Consider the following 18,694-nt stretch of genomic DNA (forward strand, 5'->3'; position numbering starts at 1 on the left):
GATAAAACCAAGTGGTCTGACCTGATAACTAGTCTTAACTAATTTTTTACATTAAGCCAATCGGGGAAGAGAAAAAGTGGGAGCCAAAACACATTGAATAGAAAAGATAACGCCTCAAGAAAGAGGCGTTAAGAGAGAGGCTTAACGTAACCCCAGCTGGAAGATCAGCGATTCCGCTTCACAGCTAAAAACAAAATCGATATTCAACTGCACGCCGCCATCAACGTCGGTGAACGTCGAGTTAATTTTGCACGGTTCAGATTCCACATTGCGGGCTTTTTCGCTCAGCGCGGCGAGGGTTGCTTCCGCTTCAGCGCGGTTTGCAAACACACGGCTGTAGGAGGCGGTGCAGTCGGTGTTGTCCACAATGGTGCCAACATCCATACAGCAGCAAACCGGGGTTTCATCAGCGCTACATTTACTCATCGTAGATTTCCTCTGTATATGCACCTTCGGTGCCAGACAAATAATGCGCCTATTTTACGCCCGCCCTCGTGCCCCCTCCAGTTGTTAATGGCAGGAAAACGCTTAAGTGACAGAAATCACACTTAAAAATGATCCAAAACAAAAATGCCCCAAATTGGGTATGACGAAGCAGGGCAATTTTGCCAGCTGGATCGCGTTTCTGTTATCACACTTGAAAAATCTTATAAACAAACTTGCAACAACTCATCTGGTCAGACCTATACTCAGGCCACTGGTCTGATTTCTCTGTTGTAAAGCAGACCCTACACTTCGCGCTTCTGTTACGGCATGTAACATAGTTTAAATAAAAATAACTCAATGAGGTTATGGGCATGAGCCAGAAAACCCGCTTTACCCAATCTGCCCTTGCAGTGGCTGTAGCACTTGTTTCAACCCAAGCCTGGTCAGCAGGATTCCAGTTAAATGAATTCTCCGCTTCCGGCCTTGGTCGTGCCTATTCCGGTGAAGGGGCAATCGCTGACGATGCGGGCAACGCCAGCCGTAACCCCGCGTTAATCATGATGTTTGACCGGCCGACAATGTCGGCAGGCGCCGTCTTCGTCGACCCGGACGTTAATGTTTCTGGTACTTCGCCGACCGGTAAAAGTCTGAATGCAGACAATATTGCCCCAACGGCATGGGTACCAAACCTCCACTTTGTTTCGCCAATTAACGATCAGTTTGGTTGGGGCGCATCTATCACCTCTAACTACGGTCTCGCGACTGAATTTGCTGATAACTATGCTGCCGGCAGTATGGGCGGCACAACCGATCTCACCACCGTTAACTTCAATTTAAGCGGCGCCTATCGCCTGAACAGCAACTGGAGCTTTGGTTTAGGTTTTGACGCGGTGTACGCGAAAGCGAAAATCGAACGCTACGCAGGTGATTTAGGACAAATCGTTGCCGGTTCCGGTAAACTGCCGCCAGCGCTGGCGGGCAGGGTCAGCCAGATCCCTGCCGACACTCAGATTGCGCATTTGAACGGCAACGAATGGGGTTTCGGCTGGAACGCCGGTATCCTGTATGAGCTGGATAAGAACAACCGCTATGGTTTCACCTACCGCTCGGAAGTTAAAATCGACTTTGATGGCAACTATAAGAGCGATCTGCCGTCCGCGTATAACCAGATCCTCGGCAACTTCGGTTTACCGGCCGGTACCGATGGCCGTACCACTAACGGCTCGCTGACCCTCAACTTGCCAGAGATGTGGGAACTGTCGGGTTATAACCGCGTCGCGCCGCAGTGGGCAGTTCACTATAGCCTGACCTACACCAGTTGGAGCCAGTTCCAGGAGCTGAAGGCCACCGGTAGCAATGGCCAGACGCTGTTCTATAAAGATGAAGGCTTTAAAGATGCTTACCGCATCGCGCTGGGTACCACCTATTACTATGACGATAACTGGACCTTCCGTACCGGTATCGCCTTCGATGATAGCCCGATTCCGGCTGGCACCCGCTCCATCTCTATCCCGGATCAGGATCGCCTGTGGCTGAGCGCCGGTACCACCTACGCGTTCAATAAAGATGCTTCAGTGGATGTTGGTGTCTCTTACATGCACGGTCAGCACGTGGAAATTAAAGAAGGTCCTTACACCTTCCGTTCTGAAGGTACCGCCTGGCTGTACGGCGCGAACTTCAACTACCGCTTCTGATAAGCCAACGGTATAAAAAAGGGTGAACATCATGTTCACCCTTTTTCTTTTCTGACCCGCATGGATTACTGCGAATCGATATCTTTCAGCTCATCCTGAATCGCCTGCGCGTTCGGATTATCGGCCGGCGTCAGCTTACCGCCGTTGGCGATAAAGTCGTGCCGCTGGAAGTAGGCTTCACGCATCAGGATGTATGGATCGGAAGACTGGCGCAGCAGGCCGTCGGAATCCAGCAGCTGAGCGCGCGTTTCAATCCCTTCGACCGCCCATTTACCGATGGACATCGGCCAGGTCAGCCAGGAGAGTACCGGATACAGGCCATCGGCCATGTCGCCGCCCTCATCACGCAGGGTGAAACTACCATAGAACGGCAGCTGTACGTACGGGCCGTAGCCCACGCCGTAGTGGCCCAGCGTGCTACCAAAGCGATGCGGTTCAACGCGCTGCAGCTGCGGGTTCGCCATACCTGCGACGTCGATTAAGCCACCCATCCCGAGAATAGTGTTAAGGAAGAAGCGTGTGAAATGCACCATGCCTTTATAGGGATCGCCCTGCAGGAAGGAGTTGACCATTACCGCCGGCTCTTCAAGGTTGCTGGTGAAGTTGCTTAAACCATTACGCGCCGGTTGCGGCACATAATCACGCCAGGCGACGGCGACGGGACGCAGTACATAAGGATCAACCACATTAAAGTTGAAGTTGAACATGGTACGGTTAAACCCTTCAAGCGGATCTGAACGCCCCTGCGGCCGATCGTCAGTGCTGGAACTGGCACATCCCACCAGCAATGTGGCGCCAAGCGCAAGCGCCGACAGGCGATAATTCATAGGTGTCTCCCTGTTAATTCTGACTATCGCTGGAGGCATCCGGGACGGCGCCCCCATTAGCATTTTATCGTTGGGTAGCTGCTTTCAGCATAGCCTTCTTTGGCATAATTGTTGCTCCCCGATTCTATACATATTTTGCAATATTCGTATTGCTATTCTTGCCATTGCGCTGAATTTAGGAGCATATCCTGTGCCGCCGCGCTGATTTCTCTCTACGCTTAGTAACAAATACAAAGGGAGAGCAGCCATGACCCGACAAAATACCCCCACCAGTATGCATGATAGCGATGAACGAGAAGTTGAAAGCGAAGAGAAACAGCATGGCGAGAAAATAGAAGTGGATGAAGAGCGTCTACCTTCGCAGGCAATGGCTACCCATGAGGTGATTCGCCAGGAGGGTGAAAAGGAGCTCGAGCGCGACGCCATGGCGCTACTATGGTCAGCAATTGCCGCCGGTTTGTCGATCAGCGCCTCGCTGGTAGCCAAGGGGATTTTTCATGTTCACCTTGGCGCCCTGCCCGGCGGTTATCTGCTGGAGAATTTGGGATACACCTTCGGCTTTATTATTGTCATTCTCGCCCGCCAGCAGCTGTTTACGGAAAATACCGTCACCGCTGTGCTGCCGATTATGCATAAACCCAGCGCCGGTAATATTGCTTTATTGCTGCGCCTGTGGGGCGTGGTGTTATTAGGTAATTTATTGGGTGGGGCTATCGCCGCCTGGGCGTTTAATATCATGCCGATTTTCGATGACGCCACTCGTGAGGCGTTTCAAAGCATCAGCCAGAAAGTAATGGAAAACACGCCGACCGAAATGTTTGCCAACGCGATTATTTCCGGCTGGCTGGTGGCGACAATGGTCTGGATGTTCCCGGCCGCCGGCTCGGCGAAAGTCATCGTCATCATCCTGATGACCTGGCTGATTGCGCTGGCGGACACCACGCATATCGTCGTCGGCAGTGTGGAGATTTTCTATCTGATTTTCAGCGGCGCCCTGCCCTGGCAGGAGTTCATCTGGCCCTTCGCGCTGCCGACCCTCGCCGGCAACATCTGCGGCGGCACCTTTATCTTCGCCCTGCTAAGCCACGCCCAGATTCGCAACGACATGACCCAGGAACAGAAAGCCAAATCGAAGGCCGAAGCAGATAAAAAGGGCTAAACGGCTGCAAATTAAGCAATTAATCGCAATGCGCTTAACGGGCGGCGGAAAAAACGCTATAATCCCGCCGCCTTGTCCCCTTAGTTAAATGGATATAACGAGCCCCTCCTAAGGGCTAGTTGCAGGTTCGATTCCTGCAGGGGACACCATGTTTACCTCATCTTACGGCTATTTCAATTCTCTTCCCCACCCGGTTTAACAATCCCAAGTGCCAGCGTATGTTGCGGATCGCGGGCTATCCAACTACAAGGTCGGCGAAAATACTCAGCACTTATCGCGGCAAGCGCGATGACAATTAACATTTCCATCTCGCCACAGTTGCCCCAATAAGCATCCTGCCGATGGCGGGTAATATTCCAGCCGCAGCCAGATAGCGTAGGCTGCGCAAACAGTATGCAGGCGTCAGGTGCCTCTTCGAGCCCGATTTGCCGCTCCGCTCGAGAGCAAGTCTCTGATAATGTTTCTTTATCTGTAACATCGTACACTTCACCGCGAGTGAGGCAGACGGAGCCGCCCTTACCAACCAGCCATAATGCCGCCGACTCGCCGGCTGGCAGTACCGAGTAAAAGGAAGCCATTAGCGAGTGGCACCCGGCCACCAGAATCGCTTCATTGCTCGCTAAGGTGTCGCTTATCGCAGCAAATTCCGCAAGGCTCTGTTCGCCTCTCCACAACCGTGGCTCAGCAGGCAACCCGACTGTAGGAAATGCCGCCTGCATCTGAGCGCAAAATGCCTGCCAGGCGCGGCGCGACCCCTGCCAGTAACAGCACCGTAAATCGGGTAACCCGGCGTGGAGGCGTTGTTCCTTCCATTGCAGCACCAGCATTTTCGCGAGCTGTACCTCGCGTTCATGCGCAGGCTCAACCAAGGTACGGGCAACTCGTAATGCCTTGCCGTTCGCCTCGTTTTTTACCTCTGCGGGACGCTGTTCATGTTTGAGCAGGCGCCACCAATGCGTATTCGTTGATCCAGACGGCCCAAGCAACACTACGTCACTTAACGTAAAATGCAGCTGATGCTCTGTCCACCACTCCTGCTGATACTGACTGACCAGCCGGTAATAGTATTGAGCGTAATGAACCGACAGCCGATAATAGAGGAGACGAAGCATCCACAGCATCACCATCACTATCGCACTGCCGCATGACACTATGCCGACAACGTTTCCAACAGGCTGAAGTATTAGCGCCCCGATTCCCGAGAACACCACCACTATCAAGCTTACCGACAACCAGAGCACACCATATGGCGGGCTGGCAACCTGGTAAGGCGGATATTCAGGTAATGGCCTCATCTTCCATATCCGCACAATAGGTGCAGAGTAAGGTTCTGGCGTCTTTCCTGTAACATTGTTCGCTCCTCCTCCAACTATACCAGCAGCGTTGAGGCTATTGATTCCGTCCAACGCTTTTCTATTTGTGATTTCTTCAGCGCCTGCCGCTGCTCACTAATCATCTGGGTTTGACCGGCAACGACCACGCCAGGCTCCATGGTGGGCAACTGTAACTGCGCAGCGTTTTCCAGCATCGATAACGGCTTACCAGAAAGCAGATCGATTGCCTGAGTTTCCAGATAAATAGCCCCCGCAGCGCCAATCACCCCAATGAGCTCACCCATTACCCGCTTTTGTTTAATGATAACGGCGACACCGCCTGCGACCGTCGCTGCCCCAACTACCGCACCAGCAATCATCAGTGGAGTTAGCGGTTTACTGCTTCGGCTGCCGAAGTAGATCATCCGCTGCAGAAAATAACTCCCCCACGGCTCGCGGGCTCCTAGAGCGCTGTGCATAAACCATGCGCGGGAATCATGTATTTGCTCGTCGAACAACGCTCGTACCAGTCCTGCTGGCAGATGGGCATTACTGCTCTCACCCTGCGGCGGAAAAAGTATTTTTTCTCGCTCGGCGCCTGTGGTTTTTATTTTTAGCCACTCACCGTATTCATCATCACCATTTAGCAGGAAAATCGCATTACTCATTGCGTCGACGGCCTTAAACAACCAATTGCCGTTATCCGTACGCGATAGTCGATGATAATCCTCCCGAAACTCATCTGCCGCCTGACGCAATTGCGTCTGCCCAAGGGCAGCATCAAAATCTTTTGGCCCTTGCGGCAGCATCAGAAACGCGGACTCCTGAGCTTGCTCAACAATACGTTTACGCCGTGCTTTTTCTACCGCCTGTTGGGCCTCCTCTCTCTCAACTTCAGATTTTTTTCTGACCTGCGGATCGCTATCTTTATCCAGTTCATTTGCCGCAGAATCGATGTAAAAGCGCTGGGTCTTGTAGCTACCGCCGGCATAGCGATTAATGCGCCATGCGGTGATCCAAGCGATCTGTTCTTCCAGGGCTCGTTCCAGGCAGAGGGGAGCACGTTGGGGGTCATATTTGGCGGCCAGTTCGGCCGAGCCTGGGTCCTGAGGCGTCGGAAGCCCTAAAGTTAGCTCACGCCAAGCATTGAAGCGATTGATCAATATTCGAGAAAGATAGAATTCGCGACCCAAATCAAAAGACATCGTTCTCCACGCATCTCTTGCCAAATCCTGAGGTAATATTTCCATAGGTAATTTCAAAGGGGCCCCATATTCGAAAGCTGAGGCAAACATTTCGTGTAAAGCAATTTGTGAAAGTAAATAACCATCGTTTACTGCATTGGCTTTTCCCTGATCCCCCGGCGGATAGCCTCCCCCTATATCCGAGTGCCCCCCCGGATAAATAACCTCCACGCTATTCGCCGGGTATTTGCCGTCCGGGCGGCGAATGGAATCCAGCGGGAAACACAGCCGCTGTTCATGTGCCGAAACCAGATGTACACAGCGTTTGATAAATCCGCCGTAGAACTCTTCATCCGGCAGCTCCTGGCTTCCGTCCGCCCACCCCATATGTCCTTCCGCTACGGGGGCAATATGCGCGACCCCCACTGAAGCAACGGTATCTAACAGGCCCAAAAACTCCACGCTTAATGGGATCTTCAGCTCTCCCACCGCCAGACACTGTTCGGGCTTTGTTTCTCCCTCCCCTGGCTTTGGCAGCAGTTCGCTCAGCCAGTTAACAAAGGTCCTGGCCGCTGCCGCTCCACGAGAAAAACCATACACATACAGCTTAATGCCTAATAGCTTCTGTTTGCCGGGCGTAGCGGGCAGCAGCGCTTTGTGCAGATCTGCGGACATTGCATTCAACAGATTATGGATGGTTTCATAGCGGTTAGCACCGCCGGTCAGGCCAAAGGAAACCATCGATGTTGCCATCTTTTTGACCGCCTTCCAGCTGTCGCCATCCGAGAGCGCATCCTTATCCATGGTCCGTTTGAGAGCATCGACCAGCCGTAGCAGCCCCCAGTTTATCCGGTCTTCGCCGTGTGTTGCCGCGGCGAGCCCCATTGTACTGAAATCCAGATCCATCACCTCCGGGAAAGGAGTACCGACGCCGGGAATATAATATTTGTAGTATTTATTGCCGCCACTGTTGCTGGCATCCAGCAGCTCAGGCCCTTTATCCGCCAACCCACCAGCATAACCCTGGCCAATAGTGGCGCGGAACAGGCGGGCAATATTAGTTGGATGCTTCGGATTGGCGACAAAAAGATCGTGATTAAGGTTATTACCGGTGCCATCAAAAAACAGGCTGATATGCAGTGTCTTGCAACAGGGGGGGTCCACGCGCCGCCCGACGGCCAGCGATAATTGCTGTCGGTAGGCCGTTTCAAGGCTCTCCTGGCGGAGGCTATTCTGCCCTACCAGCGCGGCTTGCGTCGGTAAACGTCCTTGCGCCGGAAACGCAGGCGGGTACCATGCCCGCTCGCTAATTATCGCGGACATAATTTCGGCTCCATCATCTTTATAGGTTCCTTAATGGGGTATCCCGGACTGCCGTAGTTGGCACAACTGGTGGTCACTTTGGCCCGATCGCAGGGCAAAAAATGCACGGTGATCCCGCAGGTTTCCTGTCCCGTATAGTCCGGTACCGAAACAACTTTGCTGTGTCTTTTATTCAGCTTTATCATCTTTTTTTCCCAAGCAAGATATTTAGCATCATCACCAAAGCCAGGAAATCCATTCATATCTCCCACCCCCGTTTCCCAGTTCACCTTTACCGTCATCCCTGGTCTCCATTTCGCAGGTACCTGGTAACAGCATCCACCGCCGCCCCCCTGATACGGCCCGATAATGTCAATTCCCGACTGGCCATCGACGCTGAAAGCGTTAATCGCCCAACGGGTATGATTGATGGCTTTAATGGTTCCCGCCAGCGTCCCCTGGCTGGCGACAGTCAGCAGCAATGCCACCTGTATCACGCGCGGAAATGTCAGGTTCATGGGATATTCCTTTATCAATAACGAGGCATGTGAGTCATGATCTGGTTTTCATTCTGCAGGGGAGTGCCGCTCCACCAGGGTATTCATCACCCATTCCTCGCGATCGTTGTCCAGCAAAATTCCATTTTTTGTCGCATCCAACATCGCCCGAAAGCAGGCTGAAAAGCGTTCCTCTTGGGAGTTGAACCAGCTGTTCGGCAGACTTCGATGGCGAAGAAATAGCCTAACGTCGCAAAGGCACATCATCACTTCGAATTGCTCATCACTGAAGGCGATTTTCTGGCATTTTTCACCACGCCCAAGCGGAGCGCCGTGACCGATCAATAGTGCCGGCCTGGCATCAAGATCCAGCCAGCTCCAGAAGAGTGCGGGACGTCGCAGCTGCACTTGCTGCTCAGGTTGCAGAATATCGGAAAATAGCCAGGGAAATAGACGAGCGTCAAAGTAGCGAAAAAGGCCTGATCGCCCCTCATGCGTTGCATCAACGCAGTCAGTTAGCCATTCGGCTAGCGTGGAGAAAGTCCACTGCGACCCTATTGCCAGTAATGGCGTTCTGGTTTGCGTTTTATACGCCAGTTCGATAAACCACTGCCGCTGTAGCGGGGCATTGAGTACGATACGAATCAGTAGCGGCGCTATTTCGGGCAGGGATTCCTCCGGCAGGCCAAGGTAAAGGGACTGCCATTGAAGAGGGGGAGAAAACTCCTCAAGTGCCGGGATAATGGAATAATCGAGACCGCTCTGGTCAATAATAAAATCAAGATACTCCGTTTCTATTTCGGCACAAAGCGGCTCAAGCTTGCTTACCCAGTAGCTTATACATTGCATACTCAATTATGTTTCCCTCTGTAAGAAACGCTCAGGTATATTGCTATTTTTTTCCCTATTTTTTTATGCTACACACCTTCGCCAACAATAAAATAATAATGATTGAGATGAGATAAAATTAAGCAACGCCACTAAAAAAATAAAAAATCACTTCAATATATTCATCAATATGAAATTGATGAATTACCCTAGGCTAATGGCGCTGAATGTGCATAATCAGGCAACCGGGAAAGCAATCTGCGCAGCTTCGCGCAAAACGCCCGATACCTGAGTCATGCCAACCAGGCGTCAGCCTTTGTTATCAGTTTTTAGCAGGCGGTATACATGAAACAAATCACCATCAGTGATATGCAGCAGCAGAGCGCTGCCGCGGCGGCCGCTCCCCGCCTACGGGCGCATCGTAACTTCCATCCGGAACTCAGCGATCCGGTACAGCGTCTGGCCATTGCCATGGAGCCGGGAACTTACATTCGTCCTCACCGTCATCCTCATACTTTTGAGCTGCTGCTGCCGTTAAGCGGCCGTTTTGTAGTACTGAACTTCGATGAACAAGGCACCGTGACCCACCGCGTGGTATTAGGAGAAGAGTGCGCAGCGCTGGAAATGGCGGCCGGCACCTGGCATGCGGTACTGTCGCTGGATCACGGCGGTATCATCTTTGAAGTCAAGCACGGAGGCTATCAGCCGGTAGCCGAACAGGATTCCGCGCCATGGGCGCCAGCCGAAGGCGCGCCAGGCACCGAGGAATTAATGGCGTGGTATGCCACGGCCCAGGTGGGGGATGGCGGTTTTACTCTTCAGAAGAGTGCTCGCTAATTTGAGCCTGCGATGATTACTGCAAAAAAGGCGCTGCGGCGTCTTTTTTATTTATATCATCTATAATTAATATAGAGTATATCCATCACCAGAATAAAGCACCATGGTTTACCCCATTTTTATCGTTAATTAAGCAATATTCTATACCTTATTAAGGAAAAGAGATTATAATCGATTATGGTAGGTGTTTTAACTGCCGCCATCTGTCACATAAAGATTCTTCATTGTGGATTTATATTTCACTGCTGAATAATTTTTTATGGAAAGGATAGTGTAGTCGAACAACAACGCTGGCGCTCTGTTCATCAGGAACGCAGATTATTAAAAACATTTACATATAATTATCGCCATGAATAAGATAGAAAGAAACATTTGGAAGTTGAACAATCTCCCACCACTGGAGTATTGCTCTATCGCTCGTGCGCAAAAACTCCTGCAGTGCGAACTGGAAGATTTACTTCACTGGCACGATATCGGCGCTATCAGCCTATGCCTGAAACTGAAAAAGAATCGCGGCACGCTCAATAGCGCCCTGACCCGGAATCAGGGGGTTGGCGACTCATCATACGGCTACGGCGGTTTTGATGACATTACCAAAGCCAACAAGCCCTGGTCTCAGCACTCTAAAATAAACAACATCATCACCCTGAATGAAAATGTGTCGGTCATTGATGCCGATCACGACAGCGCCATCGCCAAAATTAAACTCAACGTTTCTGTTTCGGGTTTATGGCACACTCATTCAAGAAATTTAATGGATGTGCTGGAGAATCCGGATAACATTCAACAAGAAGATACGCTGAGCATTATCTCCCCGGCTAAAAACGTCATCTACTGCAATTTCATTCCTGATAATGATGATAAGCCGACGATTGAGCTTAACAAGCTGTATATTACCAGCAAAGAAATTGAGAAAATTTACGAGCACACCATCAGCAGTCGTCCGCTAGAGTATTCTGAAGCCGCGATAAATTCATATAATGAAAAAACCATTAATGAGCCATCAACACCGCCACAAAATAAGCTATTACTCGAATTCATTAATTATATTATTCAATCCAACCCGGCTTTTAATCGCGATTTACTGAATGCGACAGAAAGCAGTAAACAGCTCGCCTTTAAATCCATTATGGAAAAGTTAAAAAAAGAAGGCATCGTCACCAACGAAAATCATTCGATGGCTTCACTCTCTGAACTGATTCTCAGTTCATAATACTCACTTTTGTGCGGATTATTCACACGAATAATCCGCCATTATCCATAGTGATAGTACCGATACCGCCACACTTTACTTTCTCGATCAAAAGCAAAGCAAAAAAAGTACTATAAAAAACAAAAAAAATTCCCCAACACGTGCTCTATCGTCTATATATCTTCTGGTGTTTATCACAGACGATTCACATTCACTTCATCATTTCACGCCAACTATGAGCTCATGCTGAAACTATCCCGATGCCCTGTAGTCGTTCTCGGTACCCTTGCTTTGTATTGTGGTTCCACTCGCGCTGAGGTCGACCTCGGCTCGATCGACATTTTTTCTGCTGATAACCCGAATAGCCCGGTGCCGAAAGGTTGGGTTCTCGGCGGCGCCGCGATTAGCGGTACCGCGCGCTACCAAAAGCAGGACAACGAAACCCACTTTATTCCCGGCGGATTATATTTTGGCGACCAGTTAATGTATCTGGGCGACCGCGCCCGCTACTATTTTCATCTTGATGACAATATCGCGCTATACGGCTACGGACGCTGGCGTTTCGGTAATTTAGATCCCGACGACGATGGGGCTTTTAGGGGGATGAACGAACGTAAAGGCGAACTGGAAGGCGGTATTGGCGCCACATGGATCACACCATACGCGCTGATAAGCGCGCGCATCAGTTCAGATATCAGCGGCCGCAGCAACGGCCAGGAGCTGCTGCTATGGGCTGATTTTCCGATCATCAAAGACAATCTGCTGGTGATGCCGGGGATGGGCCTGATGGTACGGAGTCATAATATGGCGAACTACTATTTTGGCGGCATATCAGCAAGCGAGGCGACGCCCGAGCGTCCCCAATGGGATACCGGCACGACGGTATCACCAATGGTCGCCATCATTACCAGCTACCGCTTCAGCCCCCACTGGGTCGGAATGATAGCGGCAAACTACGAACGCTATGATGATGATATTGCCAATAGTCCCATTGTCCAGCACAGCGGTGAACTGTATGGCATCCTCGGCGTCGGATATACCTGGTAGAACATCAGGGCATTTCCTCAATCCATAAGTTAATCTGATTAACTCAATTATAAATAAGTCTTTTAGCTTATGGCGTAAGCTCGCTACCCTGTTGCAGGATTCAATCTCCAGCCTGCCGCCGATTAAGTTCTTCTACCCGACTTTTACAGGAGCCGCTCATGCCTACTCATGATAACCATCTTCAGCGCGCCATTACGCTTGCCGCCGCTAATGTTGAAAACGGCGGCCGCCCGTTCGGCGCCGTCATAGTACGCCACGGCGAAGTCATTGCCGAAGCGGTGAATACCTTGCACCAGAGCGGCGATCCTACCGCACACGCTGAACTCAACGCCATCCGCGACGTTTCTCTACGTCTGGGCAATCAGGTATTGCGTGAATGCGTGGTTTACGCCAGCGGGCAACCCTGCCCGATGTGTCTGAGCGCGATGTATTTAACCGGCGTGCGCGAAGTCTATTTCGCCAACAGCAATCAGGATGGCGAGCGCTTCAATCTCTCTACCGCCGCTATCTACCAGCAATTGCAGCAGCCATTGGAAAACCAATCACTCCCCATTCACCATTGCCCACAACCCGAAGGGCTGGCCTTGTATCAGCGCTGGGCGGATAAAGCGTAATGAGCCAGACACAACGCAAAACGCTGACGCTATTTGTGCTGGTACTGATCGGCATTAATATGCGCCCGCTACTGACCTCGATAGGTCCATTACTGCCGCAACTGCAGCACGCAACAGGCATGAGCTTTACCCTGGTTTCACTACTGACCGCCCTTCCGGTCATCGCGATGGGGGGGCTGGCGCTAGCCGGAGGCTGGGTTAACCGCCACGTTAGTGAAAACCGCAGTATCGCGTTAAGTCTGCTGGCGATAGGCATTGGCGCAATCCTGCGTGAGCTGGCTCCGCAAAGCGGCCTGCTGCTTAGTAGCGCGCTGCTCGGTGGGATTGGCATCGGCGTGATTCAGGCAATTATACCCAGCGTCATTAAGCGTCTCTTTCATCACCGCACGCCGCAGGTGATGGGGTTATGGTCGGCGGCGCTGATGGGCGGGGGCGGCCTTGGCGCTGCGATCACCCCCTGGCTTGCGCAGCATAGCGCGCTTTGGCATCACGCGCTGGCGTGGTGGGCGCTACCGGCTCTGGCTGCGATCATTGGCTGGTTGCCGCTCTGCAAAATGCTGCCCGCCGCGCCGGTTGCCGCATCGGCGCAAGTCGCGCCGGCTGTCTTTCGCCACCACCGCGCCTGGACGCTTGGTCTTTATTTCGGTCTGATCAATGGCGGCTACGCCAGCCTGATTGCCTGGTTACCACCCTATTATATGCAGCTTGGCCACAGCGCCCAGTTTAGCGGCACGCTTCTGGCATTGATGACCGTCGGCCAAACCGCCGGCGCGCTGGTGCTGCCGATGCTCGCTCGCCACGAAGATCGTCGTAAGCTGCTGATGCTGGCATTGGCGCTGCAGTTGTTCGGGTTCTGCGGTTTCATTTGGCTACCGCAACAGTGGCCTCTGCTGTGGGCAGTGAGTTGCGGCGTAGGACTAGGCGGCGCATTTCCGCTTTGTCTGGTGCTGGCGCTGGACCATTCGCCGCAGCCGGCCGTCGCCGCTCGGCTGGTGGCGTTTATGCAGGGCGTCGGTTTTATTATCGCCGGGTTATCGCCATGGCTTTCGGGGCTGCTGCGCAGCCTGAGCGGAAACTACCAGCTGGACTGGGAATTCCACGCCATCTGCGTATTCATCTTAATGGCGCTTACCTTGCGCTTTGTGCCTGCACGTTATCCGCATCAGTGGCGCGCGCCGACGACAACCGCCCGCTAACCTCATCGCTACAGGGTGCAGAAGATGATTTCTGCACCTCCCCGCCAATAGAAAAAATCCCAAAATCAAATAACTACGAAATGTCCGGGTATTGCTTTAAATCACCGTCGCCGTAATTGAATTTATTACCGAATGAAATTAATGTGTCGCCTATTCACGACAGTCGTAAGTAACTAAAAATTAATAAAAAAATGGATCTTGTTTCCACCATTTTTTAAGCGTACATTAGCGCCATCTGGAGCAAATAGCGCACAGAATTTCGGACTGCCGCAGCCGCCAGAATAGTCTGGTTTTATCTGCGACAGTCCCACAACGGTTAAAGTTAAATTCATTTAGGCGTTTCGCCGAAATGCGGAGTGACATGTCGTGAAATACTTTTTGATGGGAATTTCTTTTATGGTCATCGTTTGGGCCGGTACTTTCGCCCTGATGATTTAACCTGCTATGCAGCAAAGAAATGGGAGCCAGGCGGCTCCCATTTTTTATTCGTGGTGTTCAGTCACCGTTTTACTGGCCGCCGGTAGCAGTCCATCGGCGCGGAACATGGATTTGATGCCACGGATAGCCTGACGGATACGATCGCGGTTTTCGATCAACGCGAAACGCACGTGAGTATCGCCGTAGTCGCCAAAGCCGATTCCCGGCGAGACGCACACTTTAGCCTCCTGCAGCAGCTTTTTGGCGAATTCCAGCGATCCCATTGCCGCATATGGCTGCGGAATTTTGGCCCACACGTACATCGACGCTTTCGGGCACTCAACCATCCAGCCTGCCTCATGCAGCCCTTTCACCAGCACATCACGACGACGTTTATATTGTTCCGCAATATCGCGCACGCATTGCTGATCGCCTTCCAGCGCGGCAATCGCCGCCACCTGCAGCGGTGTAAAGGTCCCGTAGTCATGATAACTTTTGATGCGGGCCAACGCGTTAACCAGCGTTTTATTCCCCACCATAAAGCCGATACGCCAGCCGGCCATGTTGTAGCTTTTTGACAGGGTGAAGAATTCGACCGCCACATCGCGCGCGCCGGGCACCTGCATAATCGACGGCGCTTTCCAACCATCATAGACGATATCAGCGTAGGCCAGATCGTGTACCACCAGCACGTCATAGCGTTTCGCCAGCGCCACCACCTTCTCAAAGAAATCGAGCTCGACGCACTGCGCGGTAGGGTTCGAGGGGAAGCCCAGAATCATCATTTTCGGCTTCGGATAACTCTCGCGGATCGCGCGTTCCAGTTCATTGAAGAAATCTACACCTTCCACCAGCGGGACTGAACGGACCTGCGCCCCGGCGATAACCGCGCCGTAAATATGAATCGGATAGCTGGGGTTTGGCACCAGCACCGTATCGCCATGATCGAGCGTCGCCAGCATCAGATGCGCCAGCCCCTCTTTCGAACCAATCGTCACGATGGCTTCTGATTCCGGGTCGATATCGACGTCATAACGTTCCTGATACCAACGTGAAATCGCGCGGCGCAGACGAGGAATACCGCGGGAAGTAGAGTAACCGTGGGTATCCGGACGCTGGGCGACGGTACACAGTTTTTCAACAATATGCGGCGGCGTGGCGCCATCCGGGTTGCCCATACTGAAATCGATAATATCTTCGCCGCGCCGACGCGCAGCCATTTTCAGTTCGGCAGTGATGTTAAAAACATACGGAGGGAGACGATCGATACGCGTAAAACGGCGTTCAGGACTGAATTCAGCCATAGATTCCTCAGATTAACGTTAGCGCCCGGACCGTCCGAGCGACGCGGCCACCGATGTGGCACGTTTAGAAAATAACCTGAAAAAAAACACGCTGTCGAGAGGGTTGATAAAAAATAATCGCCCACGCGTAAAACGGGTCATCACGCCTCAGTATGCGGTAGAACGTGTTCCCGAAACGAATGTAACGTAAATAAACAATCAACATATTGATATCATTTATAATACTCAAATGTATCATCGTTACTCATAAACGGCCTGATAGCTGGAGTGAGCGACTTATCCCCTTTAATTTTTAAGCCTGTTCCCCATTTATCTCTGCTGCTAGCCTTCTGGCGTGAGGTTTTCTATCATATTGCTTTCCCGCGAATCCTGGGCGCATCCATGCACGATATATTTAATATGCTGCTGGCGGTTTTTGACCGCGCGGCATTAATGCTCATTTGCCTCTTTTTTCTTATCCGCTTACGCCTGTTCCGCGAACTGCTGCATAAATCGGCGCATACGCCTCGCGAGCTGCTGGCGGTCACCGCCATTTTCTCCATGTTTGCGCTGTTTAGCACCTGGTCCGGCGTTCCGGTAGAGGGTTCGCTGGTCAACGTACGGATTATCGCGGTGATGTCCGGCGGGATCCTGTTTGGGCCGTGGGTCGGCGCGATTGTCGGCGTGATTGCCGGGGTACACCGCTATCTCATTGATATTGATGGTGTAACAGCCATCCCCTGCTTTATCACCAGCATTGTCGCCGGGCTACTTTCCGGGCTTATTAATCGCAAAATTCCGAAAGCCCAGCGCTGGAAGGTGGGGATTCTGGCCGGGATGCTGTGCGAAACGCTAACCATGATCCTCGTGGTGCTGTGGGCGCCGACGCTGGCGCTGGGGATCGATATTGTCTCCAAAATCGGTATTCCGATGATCCTTGGCAGCATCTGCATCGGTTTTATTGTGCTGCTGGTCCAGAGCGTGGAAGGCGAGAAAGAGGCCAGCGCGGCGCGCCAGGCAAAACTGGCGTTAGATATCGCCAACAAAACGCTGCCGCTCTTCCGCCACGTTAACAGCGAATCGCTGCGTCAGGTTTGCGATATTATTCGCCGGGACATCAATGCCGATGCGGTCGCGATTACCACCACTGACCGGGTGCTGGCCTATGTTGGTTACGGGGAAAATAACTATAACGATCGCAACAACGATATCAGCCCAACCACTCGTCAAGCCATTGAAAGCGACACCATCATCATTAAAAACAACGATGAAGCCTACAGAACGCCGGAGATCCACTCCATGCTGGTCATTCCGCTACGTGAGAAAGGTGTGGTGACCGGCACGTTGAAAATTTACTACTGCCATGCGCATCGTATTACCTCCTCACTGCAGGAGATGGCGATCGGCCTGTCGCAAATTATCTCCACTCAGCTTGAAGTCTCGCGGGCCGAACAACTACGAGAAATGGCCAATAAAGCGGAACTACGCGCCCTGCAGAGTAAAATAAATCCTCATTTTCTGTTTAATGCGCTTAACGCCATCTCCTCTTCCATCCGTATGAATCCGGATACCGCCCGGCAGTTGATTTTCAATTTGTCGCGTTATTTGCGCTATAACATTGAGTTAAAAGATGACGAGCAGATCGACATCAAGCGCGAGCTATACCAAATTAAGGATTATATTGCGATCGAGCAGGCGCGATTCGGCGACAAGCTGACGGTGATTTATGATATTGATGAGGAGGTCAGCTGCGTCATCCCCAGCCTGCTCATTCAGCCTCTGGTAGAAAATGCCATCGTCCACGGTATTCAACCCTGTCGGGGCAAGGGCGTGGTGACTATCGCCATCAACGAATGCGGAAACCGGGTGCGCATCAGCGTACGGGATACCGGGAACGGTATTGACCCGGCGGTGGTGGCCCGCGTCGAAGCCGACGAGATGCCGGGTAATAAAATTGGCCTGCTGAATGTTCATCATCGGGTGAAACTGCTCTACGGCGAAGGGCTGCATATCCGCCGCTTGACGCCGGGGACGGAGATTGCGTTCTACGTCCCCAACCAGCACGCCCCGGCGACTGAACCGGTATCGCTGTTGCCATGAGCGGAGAAAAAATGAAAGTCATTATTGTTGAGGATGAGTTCCCGGCGCAGCAGGAACTCACCTGGTTGATTAATACTCACAGCCAGATGGAGATCGTCGGCACCTTTGACGACGGTCTCGATGTGCTGAAATTCCTGCAGCACAATAAAGTCGATGCCATCTTTCTCGACATCAATATTCCCTCTCTGGACGGTGTACTGCTGGCGCAAAATATTAGCCAGTTCGCGCATAAGCCGTTTATCGTTTTTATCACCGCGTGGAAAGAACATGCGGTGGAAGCCTTTGAACTGGAAGCGTTTGACTACATCCTTAAGCCTTATCAGGAATCGCGGATTATTAACATGCTACAGAAGCTGTCCAGCGCCTGGCAGCAACAGCAGCAGGTGGCGGTGAGCGGCGCGCCCGCGCACAACCCAACCCGCGAAAACGACACCATTAATCTGATTAAAGACGAGCGGATCATCGTCACCAGCATTCACGATATTTATTACGCGGAAGCGCATGAAAAAATGACCTTCGTTTATACGCGCCGTGAATCATTCGTCATGCCGATGAACATCACTGAATTCTGCAGCAAACTGCCGGCTGCGCACTTCTTTCGCTGCCACCGCTCGTACTGCGTCAATCTGAATAAAATTCGCGAAATAGAGCCATGGTTCAACAACACCTACGTCCTACGGCTACGCGACCTTGAGTTTCAGGTGCCGGTCAGCCGCAGTAAGGTGAAAGAGTTTCGCCAGTTGATGAATCTGTAATGAGATGGGCGACGGCAGACACC

Annotated in this window: 17 protein-coding genes and 1 tRNA gene; 11 read left to right on the forward strand and 7 right to left on the reverse strand. The window is 52.0% G+C overall.

Annotated features, from left to right (window positions below):
* Positions 1-141: 141 nt before the first annotated feature.
* On the reverse strand, positions 142-426 hold the full coding sequence (locus tag ABLU80_RS12190; RefSeq protein WP_015706185.1) for a YfcZ/YiiS family protein: 285 nt from the start codon (positions 424-426) through the stop codon (positions 142-144).
* A gap of 371 nt (positions 427-797) precedes the next feature.
* Between ABLU80_RS12190 and fadL the strand changes: the two genes are divergently transcribed.
* Entirely contained in the window at positions 798-2,120 is a 1,323-nt protein-coding gene (fadL, locus tag ABLU80_RS12195) for a long-chain fatty acid transporter FadL (RefSeq protein WP_020078223.1), read from the forward strand.
* A 65-nt stretch (positions 2,121-2,185) separates the two neighbouring features.
* On the opposite strand, the gene mlaA is transcribed toward fadL, so the two are convergent.
* Positions 2,186-2,947: a phospholipid-binding lipoprotein MlaA gene (mlaA, locus tag ABLU80_RS12200; protein ID WP_015365533.1), complete on the reverse strand. Its 762-nt coding sequence runs from the start codon at positions 2,945-2,947 to the stop codon at positions 2,186-2,188.
* A 247-nt stretch (positions 2,948-3,194) separates the two neighbouring features.
* Between mlaA and ABLU80_RS12205 the strand changes: the two genes are divergently transcribed.
* Positions 3,195-4,106: a formate/nitrite transporter family protein gene (locus tag ABLU80_RS12205; protein ID WP_348850009.1), complete on the forward strand. Its 912-nt coding sequence runs from the start codon at positions 3,195-3,197 to the stop codon at positions 4,104-4,106.
* A 74-nt stretch (positions 4,107-4,180) separates the two neighbouring features.
* A tRNA-Arg gene (locus ABLU80_RS12210) sits at positions 4,181-4,255 on the forward strand.
* 24 nt (positions 4,256-4,279) lie between these two features.
* Here ABLU80_RS12210 and ABLU80_RS12215 read toward each other — a convergent pair.
* The 4 genes from ABLU80_RS12215 to ABLU80_RS12230 form a co-directional block, all read right to left on the reverse strand.
* On the reverse strand, positions 4,280-5,401 hold the full coding sequence (locus tag ABLU80_RS12215; protein WP_047064444.1) for a hypothetical protein: 1,122 nt from the start codon (positions 5,399-5,401) through the stop codon (positions 4,280-4,282).
* Between the two features lie 74 nt (positions 5,402-5,475).
* On the reverse strand, positions 5,476-7,926 hold the full coding sequence (locus ABLU80_RS12220; protein WP_348850010.1) for a DUF2235 domain-containing protein: 2,451 nt from the start codon (positions 7,924-7,926) through the stop codon (positions 5,476-5,478).
* The gene (locus tag ABLU80_RS12225) at positions 7,914-8,423 is read right to left on the reverse strand and encodes a DUF3304 domain-containing protein (RefSeq protein ID WP_047064446.1); all 510 of its coding nucleotides are present in this window, start codon (positions 8,421-8,423) and stop codon (positions 7,914-7,916) included. Before ABLU80_RS12225 ends, ABLU80_RS12220 begins: the two co-directional genes overlap by 13 nt.
* A gap of 48 nt (positions 8,424-8,471) precedes the next feature.
* Positions 8,472-9,251, reverse strand: coding sequence for a DUF4123 domain-containing protein (locus ABLU80_RS12230; RefSeq protein ID WP_047064447.1), 780 nt, complete (start codon positions 9,249-9,251; stop codon positions 8,472-8,474).
* A gap of 324 nt (positions 9,252-9,575) precedes the next feature.
* Between ABLU80_RS12230 and ABLU80_RS12235 the strand changes: the two genes are divergently transcribed.
* From ABLU80_RS12235 to ypdK, 6 genes are all read left to right on the forward strand, one after another.
* Positions 9,576-10,067: a WbuC family cupin fold metalloprotein gene (locus tag ABLU80_RS12235; RefSeq protein WP_063446367.1), complete on the forward strand. Its 492-nt coding sequence runs from the start codon at positions 9,576-9,578 to the stop codon at positions 10,065-10,067.
* Positions 10,068-10,416: 349 nt separating this feature from the next.
* Entirely contained in the window at positions 10,417-11,280 is an 864-nt protein-coding gene (locus tag ABLU80_RS12240) for a hypothetical protein (RefSeq protein ID WP_285177781.1), read from the forward strand.
* Positions 11,281-11,502: 222 nt separating this feature from the next.
* Positions 11,503-12,306: a MipA/OmpV family protein gene (locus ABLU80_RS12245; protein ID WP_230250260.1), complete on the forward strand. Its 804-nt coding sequence runs from the start codon at positions 11,503-11,505 to the stop codon at positions 12,304-12,306.
* Between the two features lie 158 nt (positions 12,307-12,464).
* Positions 12,465-12,920: a nucleoside deaminase gene (locus ABLU80_RS12250; RefSeq protein ID WP_020078219.1), complete on the forward strand. Its 456-nt coding sequence runs from the start codon at positions 12,465-12,467 to the stop codon at positions 12,918-12,920.
* Positions 12,920-14,116 (forward strand): cyanate transporter, encoded by a 1,197-nt coding sequence (locus ABLU80_RS12255; RefSeq protein ID WP_020078218.1) that lies wholly within the window; start codon positions 12,920-12,922, stop codon positions 14,114-14,116. Before ABLU80_RS12250 ends, ABLU80_RS12255 begins: the two co-directional genes overlap by 1 nt.
* A gap of 366 nt (positions 14,117-14,482) precedes the next feature.
* Complete coding sequence (gene ypdK / locus ABLU80_RS12260) at positions 14,483-14,554, forward strand: membrane protein YpdK (protein ID WP_077777854.1); 72 nt, start codon at positions 14,483-14,485, stop codon at positions 14,552-14,554.
* 44 nt (positions 14,555-14,598) lie between these two features.
* Here the strand turns inward: ypdK and alaC are convergent, their stop codons facing one another.
* The gene (gene alaC, locus ABLU80_RS12265) at positions 14,599-15,837 is read right to left on the reverse strand and encodes an alanine transaminase (RefSeq protein WP_013878147.1); all 1,239 of its coding nucleotides are present in this window, start codon (positions 15,835-15,837) and stop codon (positions 14,599-14,601) included.
* A 381-nt stretch (positions 15,838-16,218) separates the two neighbouring features.
* On the opposite strand from alaC, the gene ABLU80_RS12270 reads away from it, so the two are divergent.
* Both ABLU80_RS12270 and ABLU80_RS12275 read left to right on the forward strand, forming a co-directional pair.
* Positions 16,219-17,916, forward strand: a complete 1,698-nt coding sequence (locus ABLU80_RS12270) for a sensor histidine kinase (RefSeq protein WP_348850011.1) — start codon at positions 16,219-16,221, stop codon at positions 17,914-17,916.
* 11 nt (positions 17,917-17,927) lie between these two features.
* Positions 17,928-18,671, forward strand: a complete 744-nt coding sequence (locus ABLU80_RS12275; RefSeq protein WP_013878149.1) for a LytTR family DNA-binding domain-containing protein — start codon at positions 17,928-17,930, stop codon at positions 18,669-18,671.
* Positions 18,672-18,694 lie beyond the last annotated feature (23 nt).

The organism is Klebsiella sp. CN_Kp104 (genome assembly GCF_040064515.1).
In the GTDB taxonomy this organism is placed as follows: Bacteria; Pseudomonadota; Gammaproteobacteria; order Enterobacterales; family Enterobacteriaceae; genus Klebsiella; species Klebsiella aerogenes.